The following is an 11,336-nucleotide window of genomic DNA, read 5'->3' as shown; positions in this document are numbered from 1 at the left end:
GTTCAGCGCCACCGTCGCGAAGGCCCCGCCGAGCACCGGAGCCCCGGCCGCCTCGCGGACGATCCGGCCGATGACCGCCGAGCCCACGGCGAAGCTGAGCGCGCCGCACACCGGCGTCAGCACGAGCACGCCGACGGGACCGCCCGCGACGAACGCGAACCCCGCCCACGCGCCGCCGAGCAGCCACAGGCCGGTCACGATCCACCGCCGCTCCCGGGGCGCGGCCCAGCGCCCGGTCGCGCTCACTCCCGCGAAGGCGCCGACGCCGAACGCCGCGAGCAGCACGGGGACGAGGGCGGGGACGATCCCCACCGCCTCGGCCACGACGCCGAGGTACGTGAAGACCCCGAACGTCGCGGCATTGACGAGGACCCCGAGAAGGATCCCGCCGAGGACCGGCCGCCGGCGCAGCTCCGCGACCTCGCGCCGCAGAGTGAAGGACGCGCCGCCTCCGGGCGCGACCAACGTGCGGTCGCGCGCGATCGCGACCAGCGCCGGCACGCACAGGGCCGCGACCGCCCAGAACGTCGATCGCCACCCCAGAACGGACGCGAGCGCCGCCCCGGCGGGGACGCCGACGATGGTCGCGAGCGTGGTCCCGGCCAACAGCACGCTGACGGCGCGGGTCGTCAGCGCGGCGGGCACGATCGCCCGGACGGCGCCGAGCGCCACCGCGAGGAAGCCCGCGTTCGAGACCGCGGCGACCAGACGCGTCAGCAGCAGCAGCTCGAAGGTCGGCGCCAGAGCGCCGCAGACGTGCGCGGCGAGGAACACGGCGAGGAGGACGAGGAGGGTGCGGCGGGGATGCCACCGCACGGCGAACAGGGCCATCGCCGGCGCGCCCACCACCATCCCCAGCGCGAAGGCCGAGGTGAGGAGGCCGGCCGTCGCCGGGGACACGCCGAGATCGGCGGAGATGTCGAGCAGGAGGCCGGCGAGCATGAACTCGCTCGTGCCCTGGGCGAAGACGGCCAGGGCGAGGACAGGGATCACGAAGGGCATGGTCATCCAGACACGCGGACGCCGCCTCCCGCACGGGAGGACGACGAGTCGAAAAGGGGTCGACGAGAGGCGGGGAGCGCACGACGTGCGCTCGCATCCGCGGTCTAGTGTCTGGACGCCTCGGGACTCATGGCCCCGATCCTACGCGAGATGCCCTGGCCTCCGTTTTGCTATAGCGTTTGGGACATGACTGTTCGCCGTGCCCTGCTCACCGGGGCGAGCTCCGGCATCGGAGCCGCCGCCGCCCTCGAACTCGCCGGGGAAGGCACCGCCCTCTGGCTGACCTATGCCGGACGGGAGGCCGAGGCCGGACGGATCGCCGACGAGTGCCGTGCCGCCGGATCGCCCGACGTGCGGGTGTCCCGCCTGGATCTGCGGGATCCCGCCTCCGTGTCCGCCCTGGTCGAGGAGGTGTCGGGCGCGTGGGGGGCGCTCCACGTGCTGGTGAACAACGGCGGTGTCTGCCCCTACGTCCCCTTCGACGAGATCGACATCGACGAGTGGGACCTCGTGATGGAGACCAACGCCCGGGGGACCTTCCTCCTCACCCGCGCCGCCCTTCCCCTCCTGCGGGCGGCGGACGGCGACCGCTCCGTGGTGAACATCTCCTCCATCGCGGGGCAGGTCGGCGCGCTGCAGACCGGGATGCACTACGCCGCGAGCAAGGGGGCGGTCCTCGCGATCACGCGCAGCTTCGCGCGGCTGCTGGCCGGCGAGGGGATCCGGGTCAACGCCGTGACCCCCGGCCCGGTCGCGAGCGCCATCACCGACCAGCTCCAGGGGGAGGGGCGCGACCGCCTGGCGGCGTCGATCCCGCTCGGCGCGTTCGGCGAGCCGCAGGACGTGGCCTGGGTGATCGCCTCGCTCGCCTCGGAGCGTGCGCGCTTCGTCACCGGAGCCACGTACGACGTCAACGGAGGAGTGCGCATTGACTGACACCGCCCGCAGCCCCCTGGACACCGTCCGGGCGCAGCTCGACGCATTCAACGCGCACGACCTGGACGCGTTCGTGGCGACCTACGCGGACGACGCCGTGATCACAGGCGTGGCGCCCGAGCCGATCGCCGGATCGGACGCGATCCGCGCCTTCTACGAGCCGCGGCTGCAGAACCCCGACCTCTCCTGCGTGATCGAGACGACCGTGCTGTTCGGCGACCGCTGGGTCGTCGCGCAGGAGCAGGTCGTGAACGCCGGCGTCGCCACGGAGACGATCGCCACCTTCGACGTGGTGGACGGCCGGATCACCCGCGCCTCGATGCTGAAGGCCTGATCCGCCCCCGGTCGTTGAGCAAGGAGCGCCCAGCCAGGGTCACCACGTTTCGACTCGCTGCGCTCGCTCAACGACCGAACACCCCCAGTCGTTGAGCGAGGAGCGCAGCACCGAGACGAAACGGCGCCCAGCACCGGGTCACCACGTTTCGACTCGCGGAGACCCGCACTGAGCGAGCGAAGCGAGTCGAAGTGTCGCTCAACGACCGAACACCCCCGGTCGTTGAGCGAGGAGCGAAGCACCGAGACGAAACGCGCCCACGCCGGGATCAGCGGGTGAAGCGGCGGCGGAGCTCCGGATCCACGGACACGTCGCCGAAGGACGCCGACCAGCCGCCGTCCACCGCGATCGACTGGCCCGTCAGATACGGGGCCTCGTCGGAGAGCAGGAACGCCACGACGGCGGCGACCTCCTCCGCCCGGGCGATCCGGCCCATCGGCGGCCCCTCGGCGAGCGCCCGTTCCGCGGCCTCCGGATCCGGCGAGGCGGCGATCTGCGCGTCCAGGTGCGGCGTGCGCACCCCTCCGGGAGCCACCGTGTTCGCACGGATCCCGAGCCCGCCGTACGTGACGGCGACGCTGCGGGTCAGTGCGTCGATGCCGCCCTTGGTGAACTCGTAGGCGGCGTGGTCGGGGTGGCTGAGCCGGCCGTGGATCGAGCCGACGTTGACGATCGCGCCGGCCACGCCCTGATCCACGAACGCCGACACGGCGGCGGCGCAGCCCCACACGTATCCGAACCCGTTGATGCCGACGAGCTCGCGGACCGCGTCCTCATCCAGGGCGTGCAGGGGCGTGTGCCGGGTGATCCCGGCGTTGTTCACCCAGCCGGCGAGGGGCGGCCCACCGCGCGGCCGCCGCGGCCGCACGCTCGTGCGCGCCGCGCTCGGACGCGTCGCCGAGGACGACCTCCGCACAGGCGCCGTCCTCCACGCTCCCGGATCCGGCCGTCCGTTCGAGGCCGACCACGATCCATCCGTCGGCGGTCAGACGCTCGGCGATCGCTCGCCCGATCCCCTTGCCGCTCCCGGTCACGACCGCGCTGCGGGTCACGGCTCCCCCGCTCACGGCGTCCTCCCGTCGAACGTGAACGCGTCCGGGACGAAGGTGAACCCGAGTCCCGGCGCGGACGAGGGCGTGACCCGCCCGGCGAACACCGGGCCGCCGCGGACGAGCGTGGGAGCCGGGTCGTACGGGTTGCCGTCCCGCGCGAAGGTCTCGACCTCGATGCCGAGGTGCGCGGTCACCTCGGGGTACACGTGCCCGGACACCGGGACGCCGCGCTCGGCCGCCCATGCGATGACCTCGCGCGCCGGGGTGATGCCGCCGATGGCGACGACGTCCAGGCGCAGCGCGTCCACCCCGCCGACCTCCACGAGGGCGCGCAGGACGGCGGGGTCGGTGACCTCGTCGCCGACGGCCACGGGCAGGCCGGTCTCCCGGCGGATGCGCGCGACGCCCTCGGCGTCCTCGGGCAGCAGCGGATCCTCCACCCAGCGGAGGGCGGGCTCTCCCCACCGCCGGATCTCGGTGATCGCCTCGTCGGCGTCGCGCCAGCCGAACCCGACGTCGACGACGAGCCCGATCTGCGCGGGCAGCTCCCGGCTCAGGATCCCGAGGAGCGCGCGCATGTAGTCCGGGTCGGGCAGACGCGAGATCTTCACCGCGGACCACCCGTTGGCCTGGGCGAGGACCTCGTCGGCGACCTGACGAGGCGAGCGGGACGGGGAGGGGTACGCGGCGACGAGCATCCCCTCGCGCGGGTCGTCGCCCGTGTCGAGCAGTCGCCACAGCGGGATGCCGGATCTCCGCGCGGCGATGTCCCACAGGGCGATGTCCACGAGCCCGATGGCGCGGCGGACGAGCCCGGTGCGCCCGACGATCGCGCTGCCCCGGAGCATCCGGTCCCAGGTCCCGGCCGGGTCGTCGGCGTCGGCTCCGAGCGCGTGTGCGGCCACCAGCCGCTCGACGATCTCGGCCATCGGCGCCTCGCGCGTCAGCGCGTACGCGAGACCCGTCGTGCCGTCCTCCGCCTCCGCGCGCACGGCCGCGTACTCCCGCCGCGTGACCGTCATCGCGCCGAGCTCCAGCGGCGCGGGCAGCGCCAGCGCCGCGGTCGCGGCGTCGACGCGCGCGATCCCGGTCATTCGGGCTTCCTCGCGAGGGGCACGCCGTAGTCCACCATGAACCCGCCGTCGACGTACAGCGTCTGGCCGTTCATGTAGCGGGCGTCGTCGGACACGAGGAAGCTCACGGCGGCGGCGATCTCCGCGGCATCGGCCAGGCGCCCGGCCGGGATGCGCGCGAGGATCGTGTCGAGGCTCAGCGTCCCCGCCTCCACGCCCTGGCGGAAGACGCCCGTGTCGACGTATCCGGGCGCGACGGCGTTCACCCGCACGCCCCGCGACGCCCATTCGGCGCCCGCGGTCGCGGTGAGGCCGATCACGGCGGCCTTGGTCGTGGCGTAGGGCGCCCGGCCGGCGGATCCGCGCGACGAGATGGACGAGATGTTGACGATCCGCCCCTCCCCGCGCGCCAGCATCCGGCGGCCCGCCGCCTGCAGGCAGGCGAAGACGCCGTTCAGGTTCACGTCCACGACGGCCGCCCACTCGTCCCAGGCGAGGTCCTCGATGGCGCGGTGGCGCTGGATCCCCGCGTTGTTCACGAGGACGCCGATCGGACCGATCTCGTCCTCGATCGCGGTGAACACGCGATCCACGGCCGCCGGGTCGGTGACGTCGAGCTCCCGCCAGAGCACGCCGGCGGGGTTGTCCCCCGCCGTGAGCCCCGGGACGCGGTCCGCGGCGACGACCGTGAGCCCGTCGGCGGCGAGCCGCTGGCCGATCTCCCAGCCGATGCCGGCGGCGCCGCCGGTGACGACGGCGACGGGTGCCTGAGCGGTCATGTGCTGTCCCTTCCCTCGCGGCCCGGGCCGGGCCGCAGTTTGCTATAGCAAGCCTATCGGCGATGCGTGCGCCGACTCATCCGGCCAGTGCCCGGGCCACGAGGGCGCATGCGTGTTCTTCGAGCCTCTCCAGGGCGCCGGGGGCGAGCGGCGTCTGCCACGCCTGGTAAGCGCCCCGCGCATAGGCCTCGCGCGTGGGCAGGTACACGAACCCCGGGCCGTTCGTCAGGTTCATCACCACGATCGGGACACCGGGGAACCGGGCGCGCAGCGTCGTCTGCAGGCGTGAGTACGCCTCGCCCGGATGCCCGACGACCACCGCGTCGCCGAGTCGCCACACCCAGACCGGGTGACGCACGGTCGGTCCGTCGATGTAGCCCTCGCGCAGGTTCCGGGCCCGCCCCAGGCGCTCCGCACGCGAACGGGGATCGATGTCCTTCCACTCCTCGGCGAGCTCGTCCAGGGTGGGGAGATCGCGCAGCGGCAGCTCGACCGCCTCGTGCAGCGACGCGGCCGCATCGCCTCCCGCGGCCGGCCGAGGCGACCACACGGCCAGCGGCGCGCCGGACTCGACCACGTCGTCGAGCACCAGTTCCGATCCGGCGACCGGGAGGGCGTCCAGCGCGGCGAGCACCGCGTGGCCGAGCGAGCGCCCGTGCCGGTCCGCGACCGCCGTGTCGCCGGTGTACTGCTCCCGCGGGGCGAGCTCTCCGGACGCCCCCTGGACGAACAGGCACGGGGCGCCCGTCGCCGCCTCCACCACCTCCCGGGTGGCGCCGACGTAGTCCGGCGAGACCCCGCGGTGCTGCCACGCGAGCGTGGTGGGGTGGCAGGCGTAGTTCACGAGCGTCGCGACGGTCGCGCCGTCCGCGCTGACCCGGCCGATCATGACCGTGTCGTCGGCCGGCGCGGCCGCGGGGTTGAACCCCACCAGCGCCCGGCCGTCCAGGTCCAGCTCACGCTCGGCGGCGAGCGCGCAGCGCCCGGTCGTCCATTCGATCAGCCCGGGCCGGGCGCCGGCGATCGCCTCCCGCCCGGCCTCGACCCCGGCCGCCGCGAGCGCGTCCAGATAGCCCGGGATCAGCTCGCCACCAGGCAGGTGCGCGTCCGCCGCGCACAGCACGGCACCCGCGTGCGTGTGCGACAGGGAGATCATCACCTGATCCGCGTCCAGCCCGAGCCCGTCCCGCACCGCCTGGCGGACGCCGTGCTCATCGGCGACCCGTCGCCACCAGGTGCCGTCGACGGCCAGCAGCAGCCGCACCCGGTCGTCGCCGCCGATCACGGCGAGCGCGGTCAGCGCGAACGGGCGGTGCACGCGCTCGGAGCGCTCCCAGTCGGCGGGCCCCCAGTTCTTGGCCCGGATGCCGAGCGGCGGGGTGATGTCGCGGCGGGCGACGCCGACGGCCGCGCGCGTGCGGGGGACGCGGATCCGATCGCCCATCGCGGGGACTGCCTGGCTCATGGGTTCCATCCTTCTCCTTCCGCAGCCCGGCGCCGACCCTCGCGGATCGGCGCCGGTCCGTCGTGCGTCCGCGCGGTTGGGGGTCAGCGTTCCGCGGCGCCCACCGCGGCCGGCTCAGCGGACGGCGGGGCGGAGAACTCCGGCCGCCGGCTGAGCACGAACCCGATCACGGCGCCCATCAGCGTGAGGGCTGCGATGAGGAGCAGGCCCCAGATCGCCGAGCCGGTGCTCTGGCTGATCCATCCGATCGCGTACGGGCCCGCGAACCCGGCGAGGTTGCCGACCGAGTTGATGAACGCCAGGCCCGCCGCGGCGGCGGTGCCGGTGAGGATCATCGGCGGCAGGCTCCAGAACAGCGGCGTCGTGGAGAACAGCGCCGACATGCCGATGCAGAGGGCGACCAGCGCCAGTGCGGGGGTGCCCTGCGCGGCGACGGCGGCGATCAGGGAGAGCGCCGTGATCGTGAGCGTGATGCCGATCTGCAGGGGGATGTTGCCCTGCTTGCGGGCCGCGCGCTCCCACGGGAGCATCAGCAGCGCCGCGCAGATGTTGGGCAGCGCGACGAGCCATCCGGTCGCGCCGGTCGAGAAGTCGCCCATGTTCTTCACGATCGTGGGCAGCCACAGGCCCAGGCCGTACGCGCCGAACACGACGCCGAAGAACAGCAGGATGAGGGTCCACAGGCGACCGTTGCCGAAGACGGCGGCCAGCCGGATCCGTCCGTGCCGCTGCTCGGTCGCCGCGGTCTCGCGAGCGATGGTGTCGGCGATCCATCCCTGCTCGGCGGGCGTCAGCCAGGTCGCGTCCTGCGGGCGGTCGGGCAGCCAGAAGAAGACGACGAAGGCCAGCAGCACCGCCGGGATCCCCTCCAGGACGAAGACGAGCTGCCATCCCTCGAGGCCGGAGAGTCCGTGGAAGCCCATGATCCAGCCCGACAGCGGGGCGGCGACGGCGTTGGCGAGCGGGTTGGACAGCGCGAACACGGCCAGCACCTGGGTGCGGTACTGCCGGGGGAACCACAGCGTGAGGTACAGCAGCACGCCGGGGAAGAAGCCGGCCTCCGCGACGCCGAGGATGAAGCGGGCGATCGTGAACTGCAGCGAGTCCTGCACGAACGCGGTCAGCACCGCCACGATCCCCCAGGAGACCATGATCCGGGTGATCCACTTGCGCGCGCCGAACTTCTCCAGCAGCAGGTTGCTGGGCACCTCGAACAGCAGGTAGCCGATGAAGAAGATGCCCGCCGCCAGGCCGAAGGCGGCCTCGGTCATCTGCAGCGCCTCGGTCATCTCCAGCTTGGCGAAGCCGGCGTTGTTGCGGTCGATGTAGGCGACGAGGTACAGCAGGCCGAGGAACGGCCCGAGACGCCAGATCGCCTTCTTCATGGCGCTCGCGCCGAGATCGGCGTCGAGCGGGGCGGCGCCGCTGCGGGGCTGGGACATGACAACTCCTTCGTCATCCGGGACTGCGGCAATGCTATAGCATCTAGCAAAACCTGCAACCCTCTCCTCCTTCTCCCGAAACCCCCTTTGCCCGCCGAAACCCCTCCTGACGTACGGATCTACGGAGGGGTTTCGGCGGGGAGAGGGGGTTTCGCGCGCCACGGATGCCATAGCATCGGGGGAGCAGTCGGCCCCGCCGGGTCGGACGGAGCGGGGAGGAACGGCCATGCGGAGCGTGTCGGATCAGAACATCGCCGAGCAGGTCGCCGACGAGCTCCGATCCGCGATCCACTCCGGCGAGCTCCTGCCCGGCGAGCGACTGGTCGAGCGCAAGCTCGCCGAGCGCCTCGGCGTCAGCCACATCCCGGTCCGTGAGGCGCTGACGCGACTCGCCCAGGAGCATCTCATCGTCCGCGAGCCGCGCCGCGGGGCCCGGGTCGCGGAGCTGACCCCGCGGGACCTGGAGGAGATCTCGAGCCTGCGGATCGTGCTCGAGCAGTTCATGGCCCTGCGCGTGCAGGAGCGATGGACCCGCGCCGCGCACAAGCGCCTGCAGGGGATCGTCGACGCCATGGACGCGGCGGCCGTCGGGGACATGGCCGAGGTGCTCGCGCAGGACAGGGCGTTCCACGAGGCCATCGCCGAGCTCTCCGACCACCGGTTCGTCATGGAGCTGAACGCGCAGCTGCGCGGGCGCATCGCCGGGTTCATCCAGGCGGCGAACGCGGCGCTGCCGCCGCAGGAACAGGCCGAGCACGTCCGCAGCCACCGCGTGATCCTCGATGCGATCGCGAGCGGGGACCCCGACGCGGTGCGCGCGGTGATCGCCGAGCACGTCACCCGCGCGGTGGAGCGGATCAGCCCGCTCGCGGCTCCGGCCCCGGACGAGACCTCCGCCTGACGCCCCGGGTCCCCGCCGCCACCCTCGGTCGTTGAGCGAGGAGCGAAGCACCGAGACGAAACGCGCGCAGCCCCAGGTCACCCCGTTTCGACTCGCTGCGCTCGCTCAACGACCGGACACGACCACCCTCGGTCGTTGAGCGAGGAGCGCAGCACCGAGACGAAACGCGCCCAGCCCCGAGTCACCGCGTTTCGACTCGCTGCGCTCGCTCAACGACCGGGCACGGCCACCGCCCGGGTCACCACGTTTCGACTCGCTCCGCTCGCTCAACGACCGGAACTCCGCACCCCGGTCGTTGAGCGAGGAGCGCAGCGACGAGACGAAACGGTGCGCCGGGCGGATCAGACGACGACGTTGCCGGACAGCACCACCGCGGGCCCCCCGGGCGGCATCGCGGTCCGCGCGACGCCGGCCTCGGTGTTCGCCGCGTGCAGCAGCGTCGACCCGCTGCCGAACGCGGCGGGGTCCAGGGAGAGGGATCCGCCCTCGAAGCGGTTCCCGACGATCCGCGCCTGGTTGGCGCCGGACCCCAGGTCGACATGCGCGCCGGATCCCGTGAAGGCGCTGCCGTCGACGCTCAGCCGCAGCTCCGCGTCGCCTGCCCGGGACAGGAACCCGCCCGCGCCGGCGTCGACCCGCACCCCCGAGAACGACAGGGACTGCGCGCCGTCGCCGGTCGCGCGCACACGCGCACCGGTGAAGGCCGTGCCCTCGAACCGCACGGACCCCGCCGCGACCTGCACCGGATCCGCGTCCTCGGCCGCGGACCACGTCCCGCCGCGGACCGTGACGGGGCCGGAGCCCGCGATACGGACGCCGCCGACCCCGGAGAGGTCCGTGTCCACCAGCGTGACCGGGGTCGTGACGGTGTCGTTCGTCAGGTCGCCCGGGGCGGCGAACGAGAAGCGCGAGTCCGCGATCACCGTGGGGCGGGCGGAGGCGTCGGAGGCCTGGGTGACGATGAGCGTGTGGGTCGCGCTGCATCCGCGCAGCTGCGCGCCGTCGGCGTTGATCCAGAGCATCCCGGATCCCTCCAGGGAGGGCTTGCCGATGACGTGGACGTCCTCCAGGGTGAGGTCCGTCACGCGCACCCGGGCGACGAACCACGAGCACACGTGGCCGCGCACCGTGATGCGCTTGGCGGCGGAGCCCCAGGGCGCCCCCGAGTTCGCGAAGGTCATCAGCCCGGAGTTGCCGACGTACGTCAGGTCGTGCTCGTACTGCCCGTGCGTCACGAACGGCCCCTGGTCGTCGCCGTCGCCGTGGCAGTTCTCCACGAGGCAGTAGGCGCTGGCGGTGAAGTCGTTGAGGTGGCGCGCGTTCGAGGTGCGGCAGTTGGCGACGTAGCCGTAGAGGCAGGAGATCTGCTGCGTGAGGTACCCCGCACCGCCGAGCGTCACCGAGACGGGGTTGGCGAGGGTGCAGTTCTCGGTCGTGTAGTGCGTGTTCCACCGGCGCATGATGAGCGGCCAGAACGTCCGCTCGCCCTCGATGCCGTCAACGTCGCACCGGATCGCGTACTCGAAGGCGAGCGGGTGGGATCCGGTGACGTCGTCGGAGCCCCCGCCGCGGAACCGGAGCCGCGAGACCCGGACGTCCTGCACCGGCTCGATCCGCCGCCACGTCATCGTGCGATCGGCGCCCAGCGGCCAGCCGATCTTGTAGGCGATGCGGATGTGGCCGCCGTCGACGATGCCGGTCACCTGGACGAGTCGCTGGACCTCCCGCTCCCACCGCCCGGCGAGCGCGTTCACCTCCACGGCGTACCACGCGCCGACCACGAAGAACGACGAGTCCGCCACCGGCAGGACGTCGGCGAGGTCCGGCACGTCCTCGCCCAGCGTCGCCTCCTGGACCTCCTCGGTGACGACGCCGCGGAAGAACATCACCGCCGAGAACGGGTCATTCGCCGTGGCGTTCTCGATGCCCTCCGTCGTCATCAGATGCCCGCCGAAGTCCAGCTCCAGGAACGAGCGGGTGAGCACGTGCCGTCGGACGAAGTTGAGGTCGGTGTGCGCCTCGATCCGGCGCACGGAGGGATCCCCGACCATGGCGTCGAGCGCGTCATCGGCGGGGGTCTCCGGCCCGAAGACGCCGAACGCGCGGAAGTCGAGCGTCCCGTCGTGCAGCCGGACCCACACGGCACCGCCCTTGCCGGGGACGACGCGTCCGCCGTCGACGGCGGGGGCGTCCCGGGTGACGCAGCGGAACAGACCGCCTCCCCCGTCCCCGGCGGCGGCGTAGCCGGCGACCGCGACGACGTCGTCCTGCTTCCCCTTGCGCCCGGCCAGGTCGCCGACGGTCGCCGCGCCGTCCACGCCCCGCGCCAGGACCGGCGTCGCTGGTGTCGCC

Annotated in this window: 11 protein-coding genes; 3 read left to right on the top strand and 8 right to left on the bottom strand. The window is 73.2% G+C overall.

Features of this window, described 5'->3' with window-relative positions:
• Positions 1-1,008, bottom strand: a 1,008-nt coding sequence (locus MR1_RS17055; protein WP_255218185.1) for an MFS transporter, incomplete at its 3' end; no start/stop codon positions are given.
• Between the two features lie 180 nt (positions 1,009-1,188).
• Here MR1_RS17055 and MR1_RS17050 point away from each other — a divergent pair.
• Both MR1_RS17050 and MR1_RS17045 read left to right on the top strand, forming a co-directional pair.
• On the top strand, positions 1,189-1,938 hold the full coding sequence (locus MR1_RS17050) for an SDR family NAD(P)-dependent oxidoreductase (protein WP_067249759.1): 750 nt from the start codon (positions 1,189-1,191) through the stop codon (positions 1,936-1,938).
• Entirely contained in the window at positions 1,931-2,272 is a 342-nt protein-coding gene (locus MR1_RS17045) for a nuclear transport factor 2 family protein (protein ID WP_067249756.1), read from the top strand. The genes MR1_RS17050 and MR1_RS17045 overlap by 8 nt, the downstream gene beginning before the upstream one ends.
• Before the next feature lie 268 nt (positions 2,273-2,540).
• On the opposite strand, the gene MR1_RS17040 is transcribed toward MR1_RS17045, so the two are convergent.
• The 6 genes from MR1_RS17040 to MR1_RS17015 all read right to left on the bottom strand — a co-directional run bounded on the left by MR1_RS17040 (position 2,541) and on the right by MR1_RS17015 (position 8,083).
• A complete protein-coding gene (locus MR1_RS17040; RefSeq protein WP_067249754.1) occupies positions 2,541-3,095 on the bottom strand; it encodes an SDR family NAD(P)-dependent oxidoreductase in 555 nt (184 codons plus the stop codon).
• Positions 3,046-3,339, bottom strand: a complete 294-nt coding sequence (locus MR1_RS20595; RefSeq protein WP_067249751.1) for a hypothetical protein — start codon at positions 3,337-3,339, stop codon at positions 3,046-3,048. The genes MR1_RS17040 and MR1_RS20595 overlap by 50 nt, the downstream gene beginning before the upstream one ends.
• On the bottom strand, positions 3,336-4,418 hold the full coding sequence (locus MR1_RS17030) for an enolase C-terminal domain-like protein (RefSeq protein WP_067249748.1): 1,083 nt from the start codon (positions 4,416-4,418) through the stop codon (positions 3,336-3,338). Before MR1_RS17030 ends, MR1_RS20595 begins: the two co-directional genes overlap by 4 nt.
• A complete protein-coding gene (locus tag MR1_RS17025; protein WP_067249745.1) occupies positions 4,415-5,176 on the bottom strand; it encodes an SDR family NAD(P)-dependent oxidoreductase in 762 nt (253 codons plus the stop codon). The genes MR1_RS17030 and MR1_RS17025 overlap by 4 nt, the downstream gene beginning before the upstream one ends.
• 76 nt (positions 5,177-5,252) lie before the next feature.
• Positions 5,253-6,641 carry a hypothetical protein gene (locus MR1_RS17020; protein ID WP_067249743.1) on the bottom strand — a complete coding sequence of 463 codons (1,389 nt, stop codon included), beginning with the start codon at positions 6,639-6,641 and terminating at the stop codon, positions 5,253-5,255.
• 83 nt (positions 6,642-6,724) lie between these two features.
• The gene (locus MR1_RS17015) at positions 6,725-8,083 is read right to left on the bottom strand and encodes an MFS transporter (protein WP_067249741.1); all 1,359 of its coding nucleotides are present in this window, start codon (positions 8,081-8,083) and stop codon (positions 6,725-6,727) included.
• A gap of 226 nt (positions 8,084-8,309) precedes the next feature.
• On the opposite strand from MR1_RS17015, the gene MR1_RS17010 reads away from it, so the two are divergent.
• Positions 8,310-8,984 carry a GntR family transcriptional regulator gene (locus MR1_RS17010; protein WP_067249738.1) on the top strand — a complete coding sequence of 225 codons (675 nt, stop codon included), beginning with the start codon at positions 8,310-8,312 and terminating at the stop codon, positions 8,982-8,984.
• Positions 8,985-9,325: 341 nt separating this feature from the next.
• Here MR1_RS17010 and MR1_RS20250 read toward each other — a convergent pair.
• A partial coding sequence (locus MR1_RS20250) for a peptidase C14 (protein ID WP_306304935.1) occupies positions 9,326-11,336 on the bottom strand: 2,011 nt, incomplete at its 5' end.

This window comes from Microbacterium resistens NBRC 103078, assembly GCF_001552355.1.
Taxonomy (GTDB): Bacteria; Actinomycetota; Actinomycetes; order Actinomycetales; family Microbacteriaceae; genus Microbacterium; species Microbacterium resistens.
The sequence above is the reverse complement of the archived record's forward strand: the minus strand, read 5'-3'. Positions and strand labels throughout refer to the sequence as shown.

What these genes read in the sequence shown, in the direction of transcription:
- MR1_RS17030 (WP_067249748.1), bottom strand. Translation starts at nt 4,418, where the DNA reads ATGACCGGGATCGCGCGCGTCGACGCCGCGACCGCGGCGCTGGCGCTG.
- MR1_RS17015 (WP_067249741.1), bottom strand. Translation starts at nt 8,083, where the DNA reads ATGTCCCAGCCCCGCAGCGGCGCCGCCCCGCTCGACGCCGATCTCGGC.
- MR1_RS17010 (WP_067249738.1), top strand. Translation starts at nt 8,310, where the DNA reads ATGCGGAGCGTGTCGGATCAGAACATCGCCGAGCAGGTCGCCGACGAG.
- MR1_RS17050 (WP_067249759.1), top strand. Translation starts at nt 1,189, where the DNA reads ATGACTGTTCGCCGTGCCCTGCTCACCGGGGCGAGCTCCGGCATCGGA.
- MR1_RS17020 (WP_067249743.1), bottom strand. Translation starts at nt 6,641, where the DNA reads ATGAGCCAGGCAGTCCCCGCGATGGGCGATCGGATCCGCGTCCCCCGC.
- MR1_RS17025 (WP_067249745.1), bottom strand. Translation starts at nt 5,176, where the DNA reads ATGACCGCTCAGGCACCCGTCGCCGTCGTCACCGGCGGCGCCGCCGGC.